We start from the raw sequence: 24,107 nt of genomic DNA, 5'->3' as shown, positions 1-24,107 counted from the left end.
CGTTACTACTCAGCGTCGTCCGTGGGGATGTCGCCAGCAGCTTCTTCGAGCTTTTCGCGGAGCAGGTCACCCAGGGTGGAACCGGCGATATCGCCACCGGAAGTGCCACCGCCGAAGGACTTGGACTTGCGAGCAGGAGCTGCGTCTTCCTTGGTCTGCTTGATGGAGAGGCCGAGGCGGCGCTCGTCAGCGGACACGTGGATGACCTTAGCTTCGATGGAGTCGCTTTCCTTGTAGATCTCGGAGGGAGACTTGACCTTCTTGCGGGAGATCTCGGAAACGTGCACCAGACCTTCAATGCCTTCTTCAACCTCAACGAAGAGACCGAAGTCGGTGATGTTGGTGACGGTACCGGTGATCATCTGACCCACGGGGTACTTGGCAGGAACCTGAGTCCACGGATCTTCGGTGAGCTGCTTCACACCGAGAGTGAACTTCTCGTTTTCCTTGTCCACGGTGAGGACCTTGGCCTGAACGGAATCGCCGACCTTGTAAACCTCGGAAGGGTGGCGAATCTTCTTGGTCCAGGAGATGTCGGACACGTGGATGAGACCGTCGATGCCTTCTTCGATACCGATGAAGACGCCGAATTCGGTGATGTTCTTGATGGCGCCCTCGAGGACGGTGCCCTCGGGGTACTTCTCGGCCACGACATCCCACGGGTTCGGGGAGATCTGCTTCATGCCGAGAGAGATGCGCTTCTTGTCCTGATCGACGCCCAGAACGATGACTTCAACTTCGTCACCGACCTTGACCATCTGAGAGGGGTGGCGCAGCTTGCGGGTCCAGGACATCTCGGAGATGTGAACCAGGCCTTCGACACCGTTCTCGAGCTCTACGAATGCACCGTAGTCAGCGAGGTTGGTGATGGTACCGTTGAAACGGGAATCGGCGGGGTACTTCTCTGCGATGTTTTCCCACGGATCCGGAACGAGCTGCTTCAGGCCCAGGGAGACCTTCTGAGCTTCACGGTCGAAGGAGAGGATCTTCAGTTCGAGATCGTCGCCCAGCTGGACCATTTCCTTGGGATGCTTGATGCGCTTCCAGGACATGTCGGTGATGTGGAGGAGACCGTCGAGACCGCCGAGGTCGATGAATACACCGTATTCGGTGATGTTCTTGACCTTACCGGTGACGACCTGGCCGTCTTCCAGAGTGGCGAGCAGCTTGTCGCGCTGTTCGCTGCGCATTTCTTCGAGAAGAACGCGACGAGAAACGATGACGTTGGAACGACGGCGGTTGATCTTGAGGATCTTGAAGTCGAATTCCTGGTTGACCAGAGCGTCCATGTCGGGGACAGGGCGAAGATCAACGTGGGAGCCGGGCAGGAAGGCTTCGACGCCGCTGAGATCGACGGTGTAACCACCCTTGATGCGGCGGACGATGCGGCCGATGACCTCGCCGTCCTTTTCCTGGAGCTCTTCCAGCTTGTCGAAAACCTGCATGCGGACAGCCTTGTCGCGGGACAGGTAGATGGTGCCTTCGGCTTCGTTCTTACGAGCGACGTAGACATCAACCTTCTCACCGACCTTAACGGTCATTTCACCGTCAGCTGCGGTGAATTCTGCGACAGGGATCTGGCCTTCGGACTTGAAATTCACATCGACGAGGACATAGTCCTTGTCAACTTTGACGACTTCACCAGCAACGATGGTGCCTTCATCAAGATCGCCGAAATCGGAATTCAGATACTCATCGAGAGCATCAGCAAAGTTCATTTCCATTTCGGGTGCTTCAACATTGTTTTCCATGGGTTACCTCCACAACGGAACCTCGGACAAAGATTTATTGCGTATATATTGTAAGACGCTGGTACCAGCACATCCAGAGGTGGATCGTTCCGAGGCAGTCGAGCCTCTGGGGTGCGGTTGGCTTTCGCCGCTTCCGGCGTCTTGACGCCATGTTGAGGATGTTCTGCCATTTTGACAGGTTACACCACTTCGGTGCCATCCTATAAATATAGAGTTGTGTTCGTAGCTGAAATCGAGGTGGCTGTAAACCTTTTTTCGGTGGAAAAATGCAGGCTGTGCCTCGCTATCGCTGGGTTGAGGATGCCATCTGGTTTCATCGTTGGCTGTGTCTCTGTTCCAATAGCCTATATTTCTCTTGTGTTGCGCAAATGACTACTGTTCCACTCTGGATTTCACTTTTGCATGACGTGTCTTCAATATTATATTATGGATAATATTGGCGAGGATTCTCAGGTGTCCTATCGAATGGCGCCTGCGAGTTGGGTTCAGAGTTTCTTATCTTCTGCGATGCCTATGGGGTAACATCATGACAGAGCAGGAAAAACATAGATTTTCATTGCGACGGTGGATCGTAATAATTCTGGTGTCATGGACGGCTGTCAGTGTCTTTTTCCTGATGTACGCTTCCAGTTTGATAGATCAGTCTGTTCTCGCGCAGGTGCACACCAAGGCGCTTGAAGCCTTCAACAAAGATCAGGCGTTTCGTTTGTGGGCTACGATGCACGGCGGTGTGTATGTTCCGGTAACGGATGATACACCGTCCAATCCGTATCTCGCAGCTTCTGAAAAGGATATTTCCACGCCTGCCGGTATCCATCTCACACTAATGAATCCCGCCTATATGGTGCGTCAACTCAACGAGTCCTTCGGTTCCTTGTATGGAATGCAGGGGCATATCACGAGTCTGGAGCCTCTTCGCCCGGAAAACAAAGCCGATGAGTGGGAGACAGGTGCGCTCAGGCAATTCGAAGAAGGCACCGCCGAAGTCTATGAAATTGTGCAGGAAGGCGGCGAGAAGTATGTCCGGTTCATGCGCCCGATGATCACATCAGAAGGGTGTCTGAAATGCCACGAACATCAGGGGTATGTCGTTGGTGATGTGCGAGGCGGAGTGAGCGTCAAGGTTGCGATGGCTCCATTTCTGCCTGCCGGAGAGTCTCTCAAGGAGCGAACCGGGCTGCTCCTTTCACTCTTATGGTTGGCAGGCGTGGGTATGATCCTGTTTGGCGCCGATCTTCTTCATCGTAATCTCCGTGAGCGTGAAGAGATGGCAGACAGTCTGCGGCGGGCCAAAGGGGCGGCTGAGAGTGCCAATGTCTCCAAGTCCATGTTCCTTGCCAACATGAGTCACGAGATACGGACTCCACTCAATGGTATTGCCGGTGTGCTGGAACTCTTCAGGCGAACGCCTTTGAGCAGGGAACAGTCTGAATATGTGGATGCAGCCATGGAGTCGGGTAAGCGTCTGAACCACCTTTTGTCCGATATCCTTGATCTTTCCATGGTCGAAGCCGATGTGATGAAACTTCGTCACGAGCCAGTGGATTTGAAAACGCTGCTGACGGAAACCGAGATGCTCTTCTGGCCGAGTGCTCGGCAGGCCGGGCTGACGCTCGAATGCTGTCTGGCGTCTGGAACACCGCAAATGATTCAGAGTGATGGAGTTCGTCTGCAACAACTCTTTTCCAATCTGGTGGGCAACGCCATCAAGTTCAGTTCCAATGGCAACATAGTGCTGACAACAACGCCTCTGCCGGTTGATGAGGAAGGTAAGTGTCGGATCCTCTTCACGGTCTCGGACAACGGGCGTGGAATTCCTGAAAAGGGGTTGGCGAAAATGTTCGAGCCGTTCGCGCAAATGGAAGAGTCCTATACCAAGAGTTATCAGGGCGCCGGGTTGGGGTTGGCCATCTGTAAGCGTATTATTGATCTGATGGGCGGGGCCATGGCTGTCAGCAGTCTTGAGGATGAAGGGACCACTGTGTATTTGAGCATCCCCTTCGAGCTTGCCGTGGTCGAGGAGAAGGCCGTCAAACCACGGGATATGGGAGACGGGCTGCCCGATCTGGGGCTTGATGTGCTGTTAGTGGAGGATGACCGAGTCAGCCGAATGGTGGCGGAACGGTTGCTGGTAAAAATGGGGTGTCGCGTCGCCACTGCTGAAAATGGCCAGGAGGCATTGGATGTACTGCGGGACGACCTCTACGACGTCGTGCTGATGGATATTCAGATGCCGGTGCTTAACGGTATCGAGGCTACACAGGCCATCCGCAATGGCGAGGCTGGCGAAGTCAATGCCACTATCCCCATCGTGGCCATGACAGCATACGCAACGGCGTCCGACGGCGAAAAGTTCATCGCTGCAGGGATGGACAGGCATGTGACCAAGCCGGTGGACATTCAGCGACTGCTTGATGTGATGAATTCCTATGACGGCAGGGCGCACGATACTCAGTAGTGACCCTCAGTTCCTTGTAACTGAAAATGAAAAGGGGCGCCTGATTTCAGGCGCCCCTTGATAATTCGTGTGCTGTGAAACTTAGCCCTTGCAGGAGTGTTTCATGCTGGTGCCTTCCACGATGAAGACCACGGACTCGGCCACGTTGGTGGCGAGGTCTGCGACGCGCTCCAGGTGGCGGGCGCCGATAATGGCGTGAACGCCGCGTTCAACGATGCGGGATTCGGAGACCATCTCGGTCATGAACTGGCGCAGGATAGCGATGTTCAGGTCATCGGCCTTGTCATCCATGCGACAGACGGCGCCGGCCTGATTGACATCATCGTCCACGTACGCCTTGAGGGCGTCGGAGAGCATGGTCTTGGCCACGCCTGCGAGAGCTTCCATCTTGGGATTGTGCGGCAGGGGCGGACGGGTGGACAGGAAGATGGCTCGGTGGGCCAGGTTGACGGCTTCGTCGCCGAGGCGCTCAAGGTTAACGGTGATGCGCTGTGCTCCGATGATGGTCCTCAAATCCACGGCCATGGGCTGATCAAGGGCGAGGAGTTCAAGACTGAAGTTGTCGATGGCGTCTTCCATATCATTGATGACGTCGTCGCCATTCACGACCTCTTCGGCCAGATCCGCGTCGTTCTCAAGGTACGCTTTAACGGCCTTGTGCACTGCGGACTCGGAAAGAGCCGCCATGCGAAGGACTTTGACTTTCAGGTCCTCAAGTTTCTTGGAAAAGTGTGCGCGTTGTTCCATGTATTCCTCCAGGCGCTCAGGAGCCTGCTACTTGCTATTGATAATTCATCTTAAAAACTATTCCACAATGCCGAGTGCTTATCAAGTGGCTAGCCGAAACGACCGGTGATGTAATCCTCGGTCTGCTTGTTGGCCGGATTGGTGAACATGGTCTTGGTGTCGCCGACTTCGATGAGCTTGCCCATGTAGAAGAACGCGGTGCGGTCAGACACGCGTGCGGCCTGCTGCATGGAGTGGGTAACGATGATGATGGTGAAGTCCTTCTTGAGTTCGTGGATGAGGTCTTCGATCTTCTGGGTCGCGATGGGGTCCAGGGCGGAGGCGGGTTCGTCCATGAGCAGAACTTCGGGCTCGATGGCGAGTGCGCGGGCAATGCACAGGCGCTGCTGCTGGCCGCCGGAGAGGCCGAGCGCAGAAGTGTGCATGCGATCTTTGACTTCGTCCCACAGGGCAGCGCCCTTGAGAGATTCTTCCACACGTTGCTCGATGAATTGCTTGTCTTTGATGCCGTTGACCTTGAGGCCGTAAGCCACGTTCTCGAAGATGGTCTTGGGGAAGGGGTTCGGCTTCTGGAACACCATGCCGATGCGGCGGCGCAAGGAAACCACGTCGATGCCCGGGGCGTAAATGTCTTCGCCATCGAGGGTCATCTGGCCAACCACGCGAGTCCCGGTGATCAGATCGTTCATGCGATTGATGCACCGGAGGTAGGTCGATTTACCGCAGCCGGAGGGACCAATTAGGGCCGTAACGCGGTTTTGTTCGAATTCTATGCTTATGTCTTCCAGTGCCTTGAAGTCTCCATAATAGAAATCAAGGTTCGTGGATGCTGCTTTAATGACATTGCTCATGCGGTTGTGTCTCCCGATTGGAAATAGTGAAGCGACCGCAGTTTTCATGCGGCGCCTCAGAGGGTCTACCCTCGGACGGTTACGGCCAAATGACTTGAATGTTACAATTCAGTGACAGAATCCGCCGTTATCCCTTTGTTGTCGGAGACAAATCTGGCGCTCGGAAAAGGGGGCAGGGGACAGAAACGCTTGTATGCGAGGCTGTTGATTCGGGAGAGGGTGTTTTTCAACAGGTGTTGAAAAAACGAGTTTTTGTCACAAATGAAGTTACACAGGCAGTGTGACAGTGACTGATGTCTCGTCCGGAACCGAGGTGTCGACAGTGATGTCGCCGCCGTGAGTACGGGCAATGAGACGGGCGGAGTACGTGCCGAGCCCTGTGCCGCCGCCGTTGCGGGAGCTGGTGTACTTCTCGAAGAAAATTTCGCGCATGTCCATGGGGACTTCGCCCTGATTGCGGATGGTGATGGTCGTCATCGGGTCGCTGGACAGGGAGATGGTGACAGCGCCGCCATCGGGCGAGGCCTGAAGTGCGTTCAGGACAAGGTTGGCGATCATTGAGCGGAACAGCGGTTCCTCGACGTTGATGGTGAACGGTTTGTCTTCCGTGCCTTCGGGAATCTCGATGCCGACACTGATGCCCTTTTCCCTGATGATGGCGCGGGTCTCATTCTTGATGGCTTCCACCGTGGCGAGGACATTCACCGGGGTGCGGTACAGGTGATAGGAGCCCGACTCCATCTTGAACAGGTCGAGGGAGCGGTTGATGAGGCTGAGCATGTTTTCGCCCGCGTCTTCGATGGTGGCGAGCATGTCGGTTTGCACTGAAGAAAGGGGCCCCATGCGGCGGATCTCCCCGGGCAGGCCGACCACAGCGCCGAGCGGCGTCTTGAGGTCGTGCTTGACGATGCGCTCCATGTCGTCGCGGAGCATCTCGGCGCGCTTTCGGTCGGAGATGTCGCGGGCAACGCCCTGCATGCCGATGAGTTCGGCGTCATCGTTGAGCAGCAGGCCGAACTGGGTCTCCAGCCAGACGGTGGTGTCGTCACTGCACAGGAACTCCAGATCCAGCGTTGCGGTGGGTGGCAGCTCTCCTATGGTGATGCGACTGATCAGGTCGTCCGTGGCATCGTCGAAGATCCGTGTGGACTGCGGGGTGAGAAAGTCACTGATGTGGCGGCCAAGGGTCTCGTAACGGGGGAAGCCACGTAATGCTTCATCGGACGGACTGACAAAGGTGTAGCGCCGGTCTGCATCCAGACCAAGGATGATATCCGTGACGTTTTCTGCCAGCAGTCTGTATTGGCGCTCGCTCTGCTTGCGGGCGTCTTCCATGATCTTGCGGTCCGTGATGTCGGTGCCCACGCTGAGCATCTCCACGGTGTTGCCGTCACGGTCCCTGACGGCGCGGTTGGCCCAGGATACCCAGACAAGCTCGCCGTTTTTGCGGGTGCAGATGTTCTCGTGGAAGATGTGCATGTCGGGGTTGTCGAGCATGCGGTTGATGAGCCGCTTGGAGGGCTCTCCTTCCAGACTCTTTTCCGGCAGGATGGTGCCGACGAGGGGCCTTCCCACGAGTTCGCCGGGTTCAAAGCCGAAGAAGCGGTCCGCATATTCATTACTGAATGTGATGTGCGCGGAGAGGTCGAACCGGATGATGATGCTCTTGGCGTTCTGGATGAGGTAGCGGTACTTCTCGCGCTCGCGGATGCCCTTGAGCAGCAGGAAGACGAGCGTGAACAACAGAAATGTCGCTGTTGCCGCTGCTGCGCCGCCGCCGTACATGATCATGTTTCGATTCGGAGAATCTGGCCAGCCGCCTGCCGGGACAGCGCCGACCTGCCAGTAGTTGCCGGGGATGGGGATGTTCATGATGACCGGAGCCATGGTGAACACGCGCCCCTTGCCATGGAGCATGATGGAGCTGCCGGGACGTTCACCCGGTTCGCGCAGGGCGACGTCCAACGAGGCCGCACCCTGTCCGTCCTTGATGTCGCGCATCAGGCTGTCGGCGTCCATGAACACCAGTACAACGCCCCATTGTTGACCCGAGTTGTTTTCAGCGGGCAGGGGGACCGGTGTGGCAGAGACGATCAGACGGCTGAATTCCGAGGTCTTCACGGGTTGGGAAAGCTGAGGCTTGCGTGTCTTTTCCACGCGTACCGCCAGATCGCGAATGGTGCGCATGAAGTCCCGCTTCAGGTTCAGCCCGATGGTTTTGCTGGCTTCGCGTGCCGGATAGACAAGGGTGATCTCGTTGTTCACCGCATAAAGCACTCGCCGGACACCGCTCACATCGGAGAGTAGTCTGTCCGTGAAGCCGCTGAACGTCGTTTCGTCCACAGTCGGGGTGTGCATGATGAACGACTTGATTGCCTTGGCCAGTTGGAGTCGGGCATTGAGGCTGTTTTCGAGGGAGCTGCGAACCGTGGACAGCTTGTAGAAGACCTCAAGCCGAGCCTTCTGGGAATAGTGCTCTCCATCGGAATAAACCGCGGCCGCGATGGTGATGATCAGGCCCAGGCCTATGAGGAGAGGGATGAAATAAGCTATTCGTCTCGGCATGCGTAATATTTCCAGCTGTTCGCAAAAAGTAGCGCAGCCGTATGCATACCAAAAGAGGGGGAGAATTTAAACCGAAAAGGAGAAAAAGGGGTGTCGGCTAGCCAGTGGTGCCGGAAGCGGCCTGAACGTTGGGCTCGTGGTGAACGTCCTTCAGCTCGGTCAGGCTGTGGTGGGGGGCGAAGAGGATATTGTTCCTGCCTTGCCCCGCATTTTTGTTGCGCATGTCGCGCACTGTGTGAAGGTTTTTGCTACCGATGGGGTCAAAGGCAACGGCCGTGGATTGGCGCGGGTTGCACAGGAAGTTGAAGACCAGTCGTTCGGACAGTTTGACCATGTCGTCCAGTTGCCTGTTGGGCGTGGACCACGGCAGCAGGCGATCGACCAGTCGCAGGGAGTGGCCCCATTCCTTGGAACCCGTGACTTTGAGGCTGCCTTTCAGGATCTGTTTCTTGACCAGGAACGGCCACCGTTTTTTCTCCATGGCAGAGAGCAGGGTGCTGTCGTTGTCCTTGTTCGGACGGCGGAACAGTGCCAGCGCGGATTCTCTCTCGCGCTCAAAGCGGCGATCCGCCTGCGCTTCTACATAGACGTGGGAAATCTTGCCGCCGGATGGCATGTTCCACAGGCTGTTGGGCACGTAGTAGTTGTGCGCCACCACATCTGCGGCGAGATGGGTAAGGTATCCGTAAGCGTAGGAACTGACGCGGGGGTCTTTGGCAGATTGGAGCAGCTTGAAGCCGGTCACCCAGTTGTGGCTGTGGCCCGGTTTGAAGCTTGATCCTTTGCCAATGAATATGTCGGCAGACAGGCAGCCGTACAGGAACGCGCTCTGATGGCGCGCAATCAACCCGGCCACCAGCGGAGGGAGGCAGCCAAGGTTGCCCAGCACGGAGTTGCCCAGTGCGAGGTGGACTCCCGGCCCCCAGGCCAGGGCGTCCTCAGGTATGAAGGCGGCGATTGCCGCCACGAAAATCATTAAAAGTATTTTCATAAAAAAAGGTCCCGAGGGACGGCCTGAAAGTAAGGCTCTGACGGCAAAAGTCAACGGTAAACTGATGTTTGAACGCCGATTATAACGTAATGTACGTATTAAGTGTCTGGAGCCTTTGAAGAACTTGTTTAGGAACCGTTCTTGATTGAGAAAAACCCTTCGCCGTGAATCGGTATTATGCATATTGAGCTGTTTAGTGTATGTGTATCATCTTGAAATTATGAGAAAAGGAAACACAGCATGTTTAAGAAGGAAAAGTGGACTTTCACCGGGGCGACTGGAAAGGAGTATGTTTTTACTATTTCATCCAAGAGTGAGGGGCTGCTTTCAACCCCGGGCGTCTTCATTCAGGCGTACACCCATCTGCGCGGCCACATGGCCGGGTGGCAGGTCAACCCTCTCCATCTAGCTCATTCAGAAAATATGGGGGCAGCATTGGATGCGAGTGAGCTTTCTGATGACGATGTCGCCTTGTGGAACTGCAACTATGTGTTGATGAATGGTGATGAAGCTGCGCGGGAAGAAGTCGTTCGCGATTTGCGTGGCGTCGATCACTTTATTTGTTGATCGGTCGAATGTGCCCGTCACAAAAAAAACCGCCCCAGGGCGGCTTTTTTGATGCGTCAGAATAAATTTTACTCTTCCATCCCACCGGAATCGATCTCTTCGATGAATGCATCTACAAGGTCAGCATCAAGCGCTGTCCCGGCGAGGGTGCCGAGGATGGCGAGGGCCTCCTGCGGAGTCTTGCCTTGCTGGTAGGGGCGGTTGGTGGTCATGGCGTCAAAGCAGTCCACCACGGCGAGGATGCGGGCTCCCGTAGGAATTTCATCCTCGGTCAGGCCGCGTGGATAGCCTTTGCCGTCCAGTCGCTCATGGTGACAGTACATGTACTCCACGGCCGGGCCGAGGAATTCGAGATTCTTGAGGATGTCGTAGCCCCACTGCGGGTGACTGCGAATCTCGAGGAGCATATCCTCGTTAATGCGCGTGTCTTCATTGGAGAAAATGCGGTCGCTGAAGCCTATCTTGCCGATGTCGTGCAGCACGCCCGCCACGCGAATGCGTTCCACTTCGTCGTCCGGCAGGTTGATGCGGCGGGCAAGGCGTTCAGCGTAGGCGCCAACGCGTTCGCCGTGACCTTCGGTGTAGTCGTCACGCGCGCCGAGGGCATCGGCAATGGCGGTGACCGTATTCAGGGAGTTGGCCTTGATGGCCTCGTTGAGCTGTTCGAGGTGGTATTCCCTCGCCTCGATCTTGACCATCATCAGCCCCACCGCCTCGGCCAGTTCGCGGACCTCGTCCGGATATTCCGGGCCGGTCATGTCGAAGATGTCTTCCGAATAATTGCCTGCAGCCACTTCCTTGATGGCGCGGAGCAGGCGTTCCTGCCCTTTGAGCGGAGTCATGGGCCGCCTACCTCCAGATCGCCGCGTTTTCCTCGGCAAATGCGTCAAAGGTGCGGGCTGGGGTGTCAGTCAGATACTCAACGGCCTTGGTGACGTTGCCGATCATGCCGAGTTTGACTATTCGAGCCAGGCTGATCAGCATGTTGACGTTCCATTCAGGTATGCCGTTCTCCTTCAAGGTGGCGGCGAAAACTTCTTCTTCCATGGGGCGGTAGACGATTTCCTTGCCTGCGGCGGCAGAGAGTTTGGTGGCCACATCGGCGCCGGACAGCCCTTCCGGGCCGGTCAAGGCGTAGAACTTATTGGCGTGTTCGCCCACGTCATTGAGCAGGGTGGCGGCGCAGGCTGCGATATCGCGCACGTCGATGTAGCTGACCTTGGCCTCTTCTTCGGCCAGTCCCACAAAGCCTGCCTTGACCATGTCGGCCATGGGGCCGGAAAAATTCTGCATGAAGCTATTGGGGCGCAGGATGGTGAAGGGGATGCCGGAGTCTTCCACGAACTGGTCAACCATGCCCTGCTCGCGGCCCAGACGCCAGTGGGCATCAGAGGAAGAGGCGTACCCGCTGGAGCGGACAATGTATTCGATGCCTGCGGCCTTGGCGGCTTCCACGGCGAGGTGACCGAAGCGGCTCATGGTCTCGGTCAGGGGAAGCACCAAAAACATCTTGTCGCAACCTGCCATGGCTTTTTCCATGGATGCCTGATCGCTGAATTCCATGATGCGGGCTTCAACGCCCTCACCACTGATGGCGGCGGCCTTGTCTTCACTGTGGACACCGGCCACGGCTTCGAGGTTCTTTTCCTTGAGTTCCGCCAACAGTGCCCTGCCGATGTTTCCGGCAGCGCCGGCCACGAATACCTTGCTCATATCGAGTTCTCCATTCCCCACCAAATCCACCGGGGATGATTCAGTTTTTTCAGGTCCGGCACACGCTACACGATTCCGACCGCTTATGGCAAATGAAGATACGCTTGAACTGGCGGAAAATTACGGTCCGACTTTAACGTAAGCAGCCCGGTGAGTTACGATTTTCCACCTCTGCATCTGGAGATTATTCTGTTTAATTTTGCTTAACAAAATTATCGGATGAGACTATGGTCGGACGCGATGCAGACTTGGATTCTCCATATCGACATGGACGCTTTTTTCGCGTCGGTTGAGCAGCTCGACAACCCGGAACTCAGGGGCAAGCCTGTAGCCGTGGGCGGCTCGTCGGATCGCGGCGTGGTGTCGGCAGCCAGCTATGAAGTGCGCAAGTACGGCGTGCGCTCTGCCATGTCTGTGGTCAAGGCGCGACAGCTTTGCCCGGATATCATTCTCGTACCCGGTCGCATGAAGCGGTATCAGGATATTTCACGCCTCGCCATGGGCGTGCTGCAGGAATTCTCCCCCACCGTGGAGAAGGCCAGTGTGGACGAGGCCTACATTGACGGCACCGGCCTTGAGCGGCTGTTCGGTCCCATCGAGGAGGTGGGGCGGCAGATCAAGGAGCGCATGCAGGAGGTCACCGGTCTGACCTGCTCCGTGGGCGCGGCGCCCGTCCGGTTCCTCGCCAAAATCGCGTCTGACATGGACAAGCCGGACGGCATGTTCATCATCCGCCACCATGAAGTGCAGGATTTTCTGCAAACCCTGCCCGTGAAGAAAATCCCGGGCGTGGGCAAGAAGTTGTTGGAGACCCTGCAGCGGTTCGGCGTGGATACCTGCGGCGATATCCTCAAGCGGGATCGCGAGTTCTGGCAGGAACGGCTGGGCAAATACGGCGGCGCACTGCATGACCGGGCCCGCGGTATTGATCCCAACGGTGTGGTGGTGTCGTCCGGCGCCAAGAGCTGCAGCGCAGAAAACACATTTCACGAAGACACCAATGACCGCGCTATCCTCACCAAGTGGCTCCTGCGTCAGTCCGAGCGGGTGGGGAGCGACCTGCGGCGACATGACTACAGGGGGCGCACCGTGACTCTCAAGGTCAAATTCGCCGATTTCAAGCAGATCACCCGGTCCGTATCGCTGGATGCAAGAACTGACAACACCGATGTCATCTTTGAGACGGCTTGCGCGTTATTGGATAATGTGGAGCTGAGACGGGCCGTTCGCCTAATCGGCGTGGGCGTGTCCAATTTCGACGCCCGATCCAGGCAGGTGGGATTGTTCGAGGAAGCCCCTCGGGCACTGGAAGAAACCAGCGGTTTGGACAAGGCTGTGGACGCGGTTCGTGAGAGATTCGGCTCTCAGGCGGTCACCAGGGCGGGACTTCTTGGGTTTAAGAAAAAGGAATAGTTTTCAGTGTGTTGCTGGCCTATATTATAAATAGTCATAGGCCTTGCCAAAACTGAGTAACGTTACTACATAGGTTATATACACACGACGCAAACTGTTTCCGCCCGCCGCGGAAGCACGCAAAAAAGAATATGAATATGAAACACCATATATTTGGCGCTCATCGCGCCTGTGCAGTGTTGGCCGCCTCTTTTGTCGGCCTTTTCTTCATCATGAGCCTTGTTCTCGTTGCCCCGGCCATGGCCGAAGACGAGAAGGGTCTGATGGACGTCAAACTGGCAAAGGACCCCGAGCCCCTTGCCAAAAACGTGGAAGCTGGCATTGATCACCTCTTTGACGTGATGAAAGACTCTTCCGCCAAAATCGATCCGGCTGCCATTCAGGACATGCTGAATTTCGTTGCCAACGAAACCGCTGACCCCAAAGACATCAGTCCCGCCAGACGTTTCAACGGCAACGGCATCTGCCTGCGCCAGAACGTGAAAGCGGATCTGGATACCATCCTGCGCTACTTCTACAATCCCGATATCCCGAACTACCTTCTCTGCCCCGCAGTGCTGCGACTCTCCGGCTGGTACAAGGACAGCGAGTTCCTCAAGCAGGAACGGCCCCTGTGGGAACAGCTCAAAACCCTCGACGCTCCTGTTCAGGTGCGCGGTAAGGAATTTGAGTCCTGCACCCCGGATTCTTTCGGTGAAGCATACTTCCGTTATGACCTGAACCGCCTCATCTCTATGATGAAGTATCAGGGCAAGAATGTGCTCGTGTCTGTTTCCCTGCAGGACGAGAAGTCTGACGTGGGCCGCAAGGGCGCTATCCTCAACGACAAGGAGTGGGAATACTTCTACTCCGGTATCGAGGGTATCAACCGCAGCATGATCGGCTGGGCCGACAGCTTCATGTACGAGTCCGCTTCCGTGATGGTTCTCGTTGAACAGGACGGTGGGACTACCCTGTTCCTGTTCAAGTGGCTGAAGGCTGGTTGGGCAGGCATGAACCTGGTCAAGCGCAAGCACATCTACGACGGCACCCTGCGTTATGTCCGCAGCCTCAAGGCGATTTTGGACAATCCTGATCTGACTCCGGAAGATCTGATGGCAGGCATGAAGACCGTGGCCGCCATCACTCCTGCCGAGGAAGACGCTCTGATTGAGGAGTACGCCAAGAACTTCGAGATCCGCTTCAAGGATGATCCGAAGCTCAAGAAGAGGGAATACGCCAAGGTCATCGCCGACGGCGGTTACGCCAAGGTGCTTGATGCCGATGCCCGCAAATCCATCCTCTCCTTGCAGAAGCTCAAGGCTATGATGGGTATGGATACGCTGATCAATCTGTCCGGTTCTCCAGTGGCTCAGGTGCCTGAAGAGCAGGTCACTCCTGAGGTCGAGCCCGAGAGCTAGCCAAACTCTTCGATGCACGATACATTGACGGCGCGTTGCACTGAGCAACGCGCCGTTTTTCATTCATAAGGAGATACGCCGTGAAAATCGAAGAATCCGAAGCCAAATTCAAGTTCTGTCCCTTGCTCAAGACCAGTGATGACAAGATGAAGATGTGTCAGGGCACTATGTGCATGATGTGGCGCTGGGCCGATGAGTCCAAGGAAAAGGGCTACTGTGGCATGGCCGGAACTCCGGTGGCCGGTTAATATCGCGTCGCATTCACGGGAGTATTGTAGGTAATTCATGTCCAAGCCGTTTCATTTCAAGCTCGAAAAGGTGCTCGACTACCGAGGTCAGCTGGAGGAGCAGGCCAAGTCCGCGCTGGCAGCAGCGCAGGCCGCCTATAATACCCAGCTTGAACAGGTGCGCACCATTGAGGCCAACATGGCCGCTCACATGGCCAAGCAGGAGGAGTCGCAGAAGTCTCCCAACGACATGTGGCTGTGGCGACAGTACAAGGAAGCTCTGGAGATCGATCTTTCCAAAGCGCAGATGGAATTGAACAAGTTGGAACTCAATTTGCAACAAAAGCGGAACGAAGCGGTGGAACGCTCCAAGGATCGCAAGCTCCTGGAGAAGCTCAAGGAAACTCAAGCCAAGAAGCACCATGAAGAAGAAAGCGCCCGAGAAGAGAAGGAAAACGATGAAATGGCAACGATTCGGTACGAATCTCAAGATCTCTAGAGTTCTGATCAGCCTCGTTTTTCTGGCCCTGATGAAGATCGCGGTCTTTGGACTGTTGAGCGTCGATTCCGTGACGCTCAAGGTTGTCGAGGCTGTCATGCCCGAAGCAGCACTCCCCGCCCTGGCCGTTGCGCAGGACGAAGCGCCCACTCCCATCGCCGACAAGGCGGATTCCGAGGCCAACCGCGCCAAGGAGGCAGAAGCAGCCGCTGACGTCGAAGCCGAGAAGGTCCGTACCGAAGCTGATCTCCCCGAGGAATGGAAGGCTCTCAAGCGCAAGGAAGAAGAGCTCGCCATCAAGGAGCGCACGCTTCAGGAGATGGAAGCAACCATCCGCGCCGAGGCAAAGAAGGTAGAAAAGCTCCACACCGAAATGCGCCAGATGCTTGACGAAGCCAAGAACGTCAAAGACAAGCGCGTCAAGCAGCTCATCGGTATGATCTCCAACACCAAGGCCAAGAAGGCTGCCGAAATTCTCCAGACCATGGACACCGATCTGGCCGTCAAGGTTTTGTCAGGCATGCAGGGCCGCAAGTCGGGTGAGATTCTGTCTTACGTCGAGGCCAAGAAGGCTGCCGAGTTGTCGGAGAAGATGACTGCGCTCCAGATTCCGTTCATGGAGCAGGGACAGTAGAGTTTAATAGATAGTTGATAAGGAAGGCCGCCCCGGTGGGGCGGCCTTTTTTTGTGGAGACAGGTGAAAGAAAACGGGACTCTCAGATTGCTTAGCCTCGGCGCGATTGTATCTTTGCTACCCATTTGTTGAGCTCATTGGCGAGAGCTATCAGATCGTCTTCGGACATATGCATTGTGGGGTGGTATTGAGCGTTAGTCCATTGGGCATTAATTCTGTACTCGAAATCGCCAGTCACGGACTCCCATTCAATGAAATTCAAGACGCGGTTTCTGTGACGAGAATCTGCAAGGTCGATCTGGATCACGTCGTGGTCGAAATGTTCAGTTTTACCTGTACGAATCATAATTCCTCCTAATTCATACGAATGCGAATGTAATCTGTTCTCTGTCTTTCAGAGATGAAATCGTTTGTGATTGTATTAAAATCATCGCCTCTAGTTGTAGTGATTGTCTGATATAGTCTTGCTGATATCAGATCGTGCGTTGTTTGAAAATGCCTATTCTGATGCGCTATTATGAAAGGTGGGATGCTCTAAGTTTGCGAGGGAATAGCCAGAAAAAAGGCCGCCCCTATCGGGACGGCCTTGAGTGTGACTTGGTGTTGTGCAGGCTACTCGGGGGCGATGACCTCGAGGCCGCCCATGTAGGGCTTGAGGGCTTCGGGGATCACGATGGAACCGTCGGCCTGCTGGTAGTTTTCCATCACGGCCACGAGGCAGCGGCCTACGGCGAGGCCGGAACCGTTGAGGGTGTGGAGGAACTGCTTCTTCTTGGAGTCGGTGGGCTTGAACTTGATGTTGGCGCGGCGTGCCTGGAAGTCCTCGCAGTTGGAGCAGGAGGAAATCTCGCGGTACTGGTCCTGACCGGGCAGCCAGACTTCGATGTCGTAGGTCTTGGCGGCGCCGAAGCCCATGTCGCCGGTGCAGAGCACGATGGTGCGGTAGGCGATGCCCAGCTTCTCAAGAATCAGCTCTGCGGAGCGGGTCATGTCTTCCAGCGCGTCATAGGATTTCTCCGGGTGCGCGAAGTTGACCATTTCCACCTTGTAGAACTGGTGCTGGCGGATCAGGCCCTTGGTGTCCTTGCCGTAGGAGCCGGCTTCGGAGCGGTAGCACAGGGTGTGTGCGCAGAACTTGATGGGCAACTGAGCTTCATCGACCACTTCGCCGGCGTACACGTTGGTCAGCGGCACTTCGGCGGTGGGGATGAGGTAAAATTCACGGTCGTCGGTCAGCTTGAACAGGTCTTCCTCGAACTTGGGCAGCTGGCCGGTGCCGGTCATGGTGGCGCGGTTGACGATGGTCGGCGGGTTCACCTCGGTGTAGCCGCGTTCGCCGGTCTGCTGGTCGAGCATGAACTGGGCCAGAGCGCGCTCGAGGCGGGCGATGGCGCCGAAGCTGATGGAGAAGCGGGAACCGGCCAGTTTGGCGGCGCATTCGAAGTCCAGACCGCCGAGAGCCGCACCCAGCTCCCAGTGTTCCTTGGGCTCGAAATCGAACTCGGGCTTTTCGCCCCAGTAGCGCAGGACCGGGTTGTCGTCTTCGGATGCGCCCAGCGGTACGGAGTCGTGCGGGATGTTGGGCACAGCCATCATCCATTCCTTCTCCGCGGCCTCGACCTCAGACAGTTCCTTGTCGAGTTCCTTGGTGCGTGCGGAAACCTCGCCCATTTTCTTGAGCAGGTCGGATGCGTCCTCGCCAGCCTTCTTGCGTTTGGCGATCTCAGGGCCAACGCTGTTCTTCTCGGCCTTGAGGGCTTCCACCTCGGCGATCAGCGCCTTGCGCCTGGTGTCGAGGTCGGTGAATTCCTGAACGTCTATTTTTGAGCCGCGTTTTTCCAGGCTCTCCCGGACAACTTCCGGGTTCTTCTGCATCAACTTGAGATCAAGCATCGAATAACTCCTGATTGGATTTGGTCATCATGTAATGCAAAACCGCCCGGATGAAAAGGGTTGGCTTCCAGGCACTCTTTGCAGGACGTTCCTGACGTGGAGAGTAAAAATGAAGACCGCCTCAAAGGGCGGCCCTTCATCCTTCATTGTCCTAACTTCACGAATCTTCCGGCAACGGCAGTGACTTCAGCACCAGATAGCCTGCCACACCGGCAAGGGTCGATGCCGCCAGAATCGAGGCCTTCGCCGCATTGAGCATGGCCTGATCTTCAAAGGCCAGCGCCGCAATGAACAGGGACATGGTGAAGCCGATGCCGCCGAGCAGACCCGCGCCAATGAAGTGGCGAAGGGTCATGCCGCCGGGCCAGCCTCCGGAGATGCGGACTAGTAAAATCACTGCCAGCACGATGCCGATGGGCTTTCCGAGGAACAGTCCGAGTGCGACACCAACAGAAATCATGCTGGTGTCGACCGCGCCTGCCATAGAACCACCCAATGCTACGCCTGCATTTGCCAGGGCAAATATGGGCATGATGAGATAGTCTACCAGTGGGGCCATGCCATGCTCCAACCGCTGGAGCGGCGTCTGTGCCCGGGTGGCAATGCGCTGCATGGAAAGCAGGGCCGAGTGCATGGTGGAATTGGTGAGGACAGATGATCCGGGGGTAATGGCGCTTTCATACTCCTTCAGGAGATTGCTGGCGTTGGTTGTGAAGGCCTCGGCGTCGCAGGTGGTGCGTGCCGGTATGGTGAAGGCCATGAGAACGCCTGCCACGGTGGAGTGGACGCCTGACTTGAGCACGGCCACCCAGACAATGAGTCCGATGATCGCATAGAATACCGGGGTGCGGATGCCTGCCTTGTTGCCGATGTAGGCCACCACGAGCAGGGCCGCGGCGAGGAGAAGCATCATGCCCGCGATCTCCGAGGTGTAGAACAGGGCAATGACCAGCACCGCGCCGATATCGTCCACGATGGCGACGGCGGTCAGGAATATCTTGAGCTGGTAAGGAACGCGGTCGCCGAGCAGGGCGAGAATGCCGAGGGCAAACGCGATATCCGTAGCCATGGGAATACCCCAGCCATGGGCGCCAACGCCATTGATATTGAAAATGGCGTAGATGCCAGCCGGGACCACCATGCCGCCGATGGCCGCAAAGATGGGCAGTACGGCCTGTCTGCGGGTGGACAGCTCTCCCACCATGAATTCCCGTTTGATCTCCAGCCCGACCACGAAGAAGAACATGGCCATCAGGCCATCATTCACCCAGAGGAGCAGCGGTTTGGACAGGGCCAGTTCGCCGTATCCCACGGTGAACTTGGTTTCCCAGAGGGAAAAATAGGATGCGGCCCACGTAGAGTTGGCCCAGATGAGCGCCACCACGGCACTGATGATGAGAATGATGCCGCCGGTGGATTTGGACTTGAAGAAATGCTGGAACGGCATGAGCACCTGATCGATGGGCTCAAGGCCGCATGTAATGACATTGCGTATGGCCATATGTCGGGCTCCCAGTTGTGTTTTTCAGTAGCCCTCGCTGTCGGATCAGGTGATTTCCCTGGAGAGTATATCGTCCACCTCTTCCGCAGAGAGAGGCTTATAGAATAGGAAACCTTGGACATATCGGCAACCCTCACTTTCAAGAAAAGCGAGTTGTTCAGGTGTTTCCACCCCTTCTGCCACGATTTTCAGGCCCAAAGACTCGCCCAGAGAGAAGACCGTGCGCACAATGGCCTGACTGTCCAGATCGCCATCCACGTCGTTGATGAACGAGCGATCGACCTTGACCACGTCGATGGGGAACCGCTGCAAATAGGACAGGGAAGAATAGCCGGTGCCGAAGTCGTCGATGCAGACGTTGGTGCCGAGCGCCTTGAGCTGATGCAGGATATCCTCGGCAAATGCCGGGTTGTCCATGAGCGCACTCTCGGTGATTTCCACGTTGAGAGTTTCTGGCGGGATGCCGGAGTCGTCAATGGCGCGGGAGATCTGGCCGGGCAGCATGGCCTTGCCAAAGTGCTTGCCGGAAATATTGATGTTCAGGGTCAGGCCGTTCTTGAGGCGGGAGCCGTACACGGTCTGCCAATGGCGGACCTGCGCACAGGCCTCGTTGAGTACGAGGTTGTCGATGGCGTAAATGAGTCCGGTGTCTTCGGCCAGCCCGATGAAGCGGCCCGGATGGATGATGCCGTGTTGCGGGTGCCGCCAGCGAACAAGCGCCTCGAAGCCGCTGATGGCGCGGTTCTCCAGATTCATGATGGGCTGGTAAGCCACCTCGAATTCGTGCAGGTCAACGGCGCGGCGGAGGTCGGTCTCCAGTGCCATGAGCTTGAGGGCCTGATCGTGCATCTTTTGGTTGAAGACCTTGAAGCGGGACTTGCCCAGTTCCTTGGCGCGATACATGGCGGTGTCCGCGTCGCGCAGGAGGGCCTCGGGCCTGTCGTAGCCGTCGGTCTTGAGCACGATGCCCATGGAGGCGGAGGTGAAGACCTCATGGCCGCCGATGTTCATGGGCTCGCGCACGCCGTCCAGAATGCGGCGGGCAATGGTGATGGCGTCGCGGGGAGCCGTGATCTCTTCGAGGAGAATGGCGAATTCATCACCGCCGAAGCGGGCCACGGTATCCACGGAGCGGGCACAGTTCTCCAGCACGCGGGCCACGGCGCGCAGCAGTTCATCGCCCGTCTCATGGCCCAGGGAGTCGTTGATGACCTTGAAGCGATCCAGATCCATATAGATCACCGCGTAGATGTGCTTGCGGCGCAGGCTGCGCTGCATGGCCATGCGCAGGTGGTCCAGGAACAGGGCGCGGTTGGGCAGGCCGGTCAGGGAATCATGGAAGGCCTGACGCTTGAGCTGGTCTTCGGCCTTCTTGCGGAGGGTGAAATCTTCCACCGAGCCTTCGTAGCAGATGACGCTGCCGTCCGAGTCACGAATGACGCGGGCGTTTTCGGTAATCCAGATGATCCGGCCGTCACGGCGGCGAATCTTGGAGTTGAAATTCTTGACCTGTCCCTGCTCCTCGATGCGGTGGAGGAATTCCTTGCGGCGGGCGGGCTCCATATACATCTGAGTACCGATATCATAGATGGAGCTCATGAGGTCGTCCGGGCTGTCAAAGCCGAGGATACGGGCCAGTGACGGGTTGGCCGACAGGAAACGGCCGCTGGGCGAGCTCTGGTAAATGCCTTCCACCGCGTTTTCGAAAATGGCGCGGTATTTTTTCTCGGTCTTGCGCAGGGCCTCACCGATGACCTTTCTCTCGGCGATCTCGATCTTGAGCTGGGTGTTGGCTCGTATCAGCTCGCTGGTTCGCTCCTCCACCTTGTCCTTGAGGGCGTCGCGGGCCTCTTCCAGCTCCTTGGTCTTCTGGTGAACGCGTTCTTCCAGATTGGCCACCAGCTCGGAGATGTGCCACGCCATGGAGCGCATGGCCCGGGCCAGTTTTCCCACCTCGTCGTTGGAGTCTATCTCCGGTACGCTGGCAAAATCTTTGACCGCCACACGCCCGGCGTATTCGGCCAGCAGGGTGAGAGGCTTGGAGATGTTCATGATGAAGATGAACACGAAAAGTACGCTGAAACCGAACAGGATGAGCATGACGATCTGCTGCTCAACCATGGCTTCGCGGATGTTCTTGGCAATCACCGAGGAGTCCATGCCGATATGCACGAACCCGGCAAGGCCGGAGAGAATCGGGCGGGCCACGTGCAGATAATTGTCGCCCTCGATCTTGATGTCACGGAGCATGTGGTCGTCGCCGGGCAGGTGCTCCGCGGTTTCCACGGCCAGCCCTCTGATGACGGTGGGCACGACCGGGATGAAGGTGTGGGCCACGATTCCCCCGTTCTCATCCGTTACCAGAACATAGGAAACACCCGTGATGTGCTGGTACTGGGCGATGCGCGCCTGCAAACTGCCCGCATCCTGTTCGAGGATGGTGAAGATGTCGGACTCGGCCACGCTTCGGGCCAGGGCCAGCGCCTTGGATTCATACTCCTTGGTCATCTCCCGCTTGAGGCGGTTGCCAAAGGTGTAGGACGTGACCACGGCGATGACGCCGAAGATGACGACCATCAACAGCAGCGGCTTGAGAAATAGCTTTGGAGCCTTCATTTGCTCCACCTCTCCCAGTCGATGATGGGCAGGAACGCTCCATCACGAACCGTGGTGAAATACACCTCGTGGAGTCCCTGGTGCCGTCCTTCGCTGAAATTGGCGTTGACGCCGATGCCCAGGTCGAAGTTGTCGATGGAATTGAAAATTTCGGGGAGGCGTTCGGGACGCGGATCGTCGGCCATGCGACGGACAACCTCGCCCAGCATCATGCCGTTGAGGAACCCTTCAAAGCTGACGTAGCTGAATCTGCGGGGGCGATACGGCTGGCTGGTGATCATGGGCATGCCCTTGTAGTTGTCCATCAGCGCACGATAAAGGCGTACCCCTTTAAGTGAAATGTCCTCGTAGCTGGGCACTACCTGCGAGTTGATCAGTTTTGCGGTGTAGTCGCGGCCGTCCTTTGCCCCCTGCTTCTGAAGCAGTTCCAGCATTTTGTCACTGTCGGCGAAAGACACTCCGGCCACGGGCAGGTTGTATCCTGCATTTCGCAGGTCCCTGATGAGTGCGCCCTGAGATGCGTAGGTGCCGATACAGATGATGACGTCGGGTTTGGACGTCATGAGGATATCTACTTCTTGATTGAAGCTTTGGTCGTAGCTTGCTCCACGCTTGTAGGCTGCTTGGCCCACGATGTTGAGGTCATGCTTTTTGAGGGCTCGCCTTACGCCGTCCCAGCCGGTACGGCCGTATGCGTCGTTCTGGTAGAACACGGCGATGCGGTTGAGGCCGATGTCGGTCAGGTGGTCCACCAGTCCGGCGGTCTCCTCGAAATAGGAGGCGCGGAGATTGTAAACATGATCGCCGAAGGGCGGCGTTCTGAGAGGCTGTGCGCCGGTCAGCGGAAAAAGCAGGTAGGCGTGGTCGGCATGAAATTTCTGGAGCAGGGGCAGGATGTGCGTGGTCGTCGGGGTGCCCACATAGGAAAAGAGGGCGAACACATTGTCGTCCTTGACGAAGCGGACGGTGTTTCTGAAACAGGGGGCAGGGTTGTACCCGTCGTTGGCGGGCTGGATGCGGATTTTCCACCCTCCGGCGCCACCGTTGTCGTTGAGGTGGTCAATATAGGCCATGAGACCGCGGTAGAATTCGATGCCCATTTCGCCGTTGGCACCGGTGAAAGCCGCGGACATGCCAAAGATCAGCTCCTTTGGTTCCCGTGCATGGGCAGGGCGTGCCGGCAGGAACAACAACGTGATCAGCAGGATCGTCCAGAGGAATATGTGATCTTTACTCGGTTTTGGCACATGAAAGACATGCCATTAGAGTACCAAAAATGCAATACCGTCTGTGCTTTTTTGTGGGTTTAGTTGCAGTGGAACTGATTGTAAATTAATAAGAAATGTTATTGATTCAAGCGAGTATGTTGCCCGATGCCGGGCATTATCGGATAGCTGAAGCCATTGGGAGCCGGGCATTATACGGTTTTAAAAAAAAGCGGGCTTGTGCGACGGCTGCACTTCTCAATTGGCCCAATACCGTGTATCGTACGCGAACGGCTTGTGAAAGTTTCAAAAACCATTCACCAACGAACGCTACATGAACAAGATCACTACTGACGGCCTCATTGAAGGCGTCTTCTCCATAGAGCGCATGGCCAAGATCGGCACCGGCACCACGGCCAGACGCGTCAAGCAGACCGCTACCTACTATGCCAGGCAGGTGGACGAGGATATCGTTCAGTTGCAGGGGTTGAACAACAAGAATGTTCCCTTTGGCGAGGTCGTTGATATTACCAAGGAAGAGCTGCTCTCGGACTACCTTCCCATGCCGCAGCTCTATAATGAAGTTATCGGCAACCTGCGCAAGGTGCAAAAGTCTGTTGCCCGTGGCGATAAGTTCCGCAAGCGCGGCGAGAATTTTACCGCCGAGTACGAGTACGCCAACGCCCTGAATCTGGACGAGCAGAACGTGCGCGCCAACTTCGGTATCGGCCTGTGTCTGCTGGCCCGGGATGAGAAGGAAAAGGCGCAGAAGGTCTTTGACCGCATCATCAAAATTGAATCCGCCTTTGAGGATGAGCACAAGCATCTCTTCAACGAGTACGGCATTGCCCTGCGCAAGAAGAAGCTCCTCGGTCAGGCCGTGGACTATTACAAGCGTGCGCTGGAGCTGACTCAGGAAGACGAGAACCTCTGGTACAATCTGGCTCGTGCCCAGTTCGAGCGAGAAGAGTGGGCCAAGTGCAGCGAAGCCTTGAACAAGTGTCTGGCGTTGAAGTCGGATCATGTGGAAGGCAAAAAGATGCTGGTCTATCTGGCCAAGAAGGGACTGGTCTAGC

General features: G+C 56.5%; 20 protein-coding genes. 8 read left to right on the top strand and 12 right to left on the bottom strand.

The window, feature by feature from the left end:
• Positions 1–5 precede the first annotated feature (5 nt).
• On the bottom strand, positions 6–1,751 hold the full coding sequence (locus HFN16_RS04035) for a 30S ribosomal protein S1 (RefSeq protein WP_168889478.1): 1,746 nt from the start codon (positions 1,749–1,751) through the stop codon (positions 6–8).
• A 526-nt stretch (positions 1,752–2,277) separates the two neighbouring features.
• Here HFN16_RS04035 and HFN16_RS04030 point away from each other — a divergent pair.
• On the top strand, positions 2,278–4,209 hold the full coding sequence (locus HFN16_RS04030; protein ID WP_168889477.1) for an ATP-binding protein: 1,932 nt from the start codon (positions 2,278–2,280) through the stop codon (positions 4,207–4,209).
• A gap of 81 nt (positions 4,210–4,290) precedes the next feature.
• On the opposite strand, the gene phoU is transcribed toward HFN16_RS04030, so the two are convergent.
• From phoU to HFN16_RS04010, 4 genes are all read right to left on the bottom strand, one after another.
• On the bottom strand, positions 4,291–4,956 hold the full coding sequence (gene phoU / locus HFN16_RS04025; protein WP_168889476.1) for a phosphate signaling complex protein PhoU: 666 nt from the start codon (positions 4,954–4,956) through the stop codon (positions 4,291–4,293).
• 89 nt (positions 4,957–5,045) lie between these two features.
• On the bottom strand, positions 5,046–5,807 hold the full coding sequence (gene pstB / locus HFN16_RS04020; protein ID WP_168889475.1) for a phosphate ABC transporter ATP-binding protein PstB: 762 nt from the start codon (positions 5,805–5,807) through the stop codon (positions 5,046–5,048).
• 267 nt (positions 5,808–6,074) lie between these two features.
• Entirely contained in the window at positions 6,075–8,372 is a 2,298-nt protein-coding gene (locus HFN16_RS04015; protein ID WP_168889474.1) for a PAS domain S-box protein, read from the bottom strand.
• A 97-nt stretch (positions 8,373–8,469) separates the two neighbouring features.
• Positions 8,470–9,363: a zinc dependent phospholipase C family protein gene (locus tag HFN16_RS04010; protein ID WP_168889473.1), complete on the bottom strand. Its 894-nt coding sequence runs from the start codon at positions 9,361–9,363 to the stop codon at positions 8,470–8,472.
• 240 nt (positions 9,364–9,603) lie between these two features.
• On the opposite strand from HFN16_RS04010, the gene HFN16_RS04005 reads away from it, so the two are divergent.
• Positions 9,604–9,930, top strand: coding sequence for a hypothetical protein (locus HFN16_RS04005; protein ID WP_168889472.1), 327 nt, complete (start codon positions 9,604–9,606; stop codon positions 9,928–9,930).
• Positions 9,931–9,998: 68 nt separating this feature from the next.
• Here HFN16_RS04005 and HFN16_RS04000 read toward each other — a convergent pair whose 3' ends face one another.
• Together HFN16_RS04000 and HFN16_RS03995 are read right to left on the bottom strand one after the other, a co-directional pair.
• On the bottom strand, positions 9,999–10,772 hold the full coding sequence (locus tag HFN16_RS04000; protein WP_168889471.1) for an HD-GYP domain-containing protein: 774 nt from the start codon (positions 10,770–10,772) through the stop codon (positions 9,999–10,001).
• A gap of 7 nt (positions 10,773–10,779) precedes the next feature.
• Complete coding sequence (locus HFN16_RS03995) at positions 10,780–11,643, bottom strand: NmrA family NAD(P)-binding protein (protein ID WP_168889470.1); 864 nt, start codon at positions 11,641–11,643, stop codon at positions 10,780–10,782.
• 240 nt (positions 11,644–11,883) lie between these two features.
• On the opposite strand from HFN16_RS03995, the gene dinB reads away from it, so the two are divergent.
• From dinB to HFN16_RS03970, 5 genes are all read left to right on the top strand, one after another.
• Entirely contained in the window at positions 11,884–13,056 is a 1,173-nt protein-coding gene (gene dinB, locus HFN16_RS03990; protein WP_168889469.1) for a DNA polymerase IV, read from the top strand.
• 137 nt (positions 13,057–13,193) lie between these two features.
• A complete protein-coding gene (locus HFN16_RS03985) occupies positions 13,194–14,456 on the top strand; it encodes a hypothetical protein (protein WP_247648435.1) in 1,263 nt (420 codons plus the stop codon).
• A gap of 80 nt (positions 14,457–14,536) precedes the next feature.
• Entirely contained in the window at positions 14,537–14,704 is a 168-nt protein-coding gene (locus tag HFN16_RS03980) for a hypothetical protein (RefSeq protein WP_168889468.1), read from the top strand.
• A gap of 37 nt (positions 14,705–14,741) precedes the next feature.
• On the top strand, positions 14,742–15,182 hold the full coding sequence (gene fliJ / locus HFN16_RS03975; protein ID WP_168889467.1) for a flagellar export protein FliJ: 441 nt from the start codon (positions 14,742–14,744) through the stop codon (positions 15,180–15,182).
• Positions 15,142–15,816, top strand: a complete 675-nt coding sequence (locus tag HFN16_RS03970) for a magnesium transporter MgtE (protein ID WP_247648434.1) — start codon at positions 15,142–15,144, stop codon at positions 15,814–15,816. Before fliJ ends, HFN16_RS03970 begins: the two co-directional genes overlap by 41 nt.
• 91 nt (positions 15,817–15,907) lie before the next feature.
• Here HFN16_RS03970 and HFN16_RS03965 read toward each other — a convergent pair whose 3' ends face one another.
• From HFN16_RS03965 to HFN16_RS03945, 5 genes are all read right to left on the bottom strand, one after another.
• Positions 15,908–16,162 (bottom strand): hypothetical protein, encoded by a 255-nt coding sequence (locus HFN16_RS03965; protein ID WP_168889465.1) that lies wholly within the window; start codon positions 16,160–16,162, stop codon positions 15,908–15,910.
• Between the two features lie 266 nt (positions 16,163–16,428).
• Positions 16,429–17,709, bottom strand: a complete 1,281-nt coding sequence (gene serS / locus HFN16_RS03960) for a serine--tRNA ligase (protein WP_168889464.1) — start codon at positions 17,707–17,709, stop codon at positions 16,429–16,431.
• 157 nt (positions 17,710–17,866) lie between these two features.
• The gene (gene nhaA / locus HFN16_RS03955; RefSeq protein WP_168889463.1) at positions 17,867–19,210 is read right to left on the bottom strand and encodes a Na+/H+ antiporter NhaA; all 1,344 of its coding nucleotides are present in this window, start codon (positions 19,208–19,210) and stop codon (positions 17,867–17,869) included.
• Positions 19,211–19,255: 45 nt separating this feature from the next.
• On the bottom strand, positions 19,256–21,826 hold the full coding sequence (locus HFN16_RS03950; protein ID WP_168889462.1) for an EAL domain-containing protein: 2,571 nt from the start codon (positions 21,824–21,826) through the stop codon (positions 19,256–19,258).
• Entirely contained in the window at positions 21,823–22,959 is a 1,137-nt protein-coding gene (locus HFN16_RS03945; protein ID WP_168889461.1) for an ABC transporter substrate-binding protein, read from the bottom strand. Before HFN16_RS03945 ends, HFN16_RS03950 begins: the two co-directional genes overlap by 4 nt.
• A gap of 406 nt (positions 22,960–23,365) precedes the next feature.
• On the opposite strand from HFN16_RS03945, the gene HFN16_RS03940 reads away from it, so the two are divergent.
• Positions 23,366–24,106, top strand: coding sequence for a hypothetical protein (locus tag HFN16_RS03940; RefSeq protein WP_168889460.1), 741 nt, complete (start codon positions 23,366–23,368; stop codon positions 24,104–24,106).
• Position 24,107 lies beyond the last annotated feature (1 nt).

Source organism: Pseudodesulfovibrio sp. zrk46, from assembly GCF_012516435.1.
GTDB lineage: Bacteria > Desulfobacterota > Desulfovibrionia > Desulfovibrionales > Desulfovibrionaceae > Pseudodesulfovibrio.
Note: the sequence above shows the minus strand (reverse complement) of the source record. Positions and strands in the feature narration are given on the sequence as shown.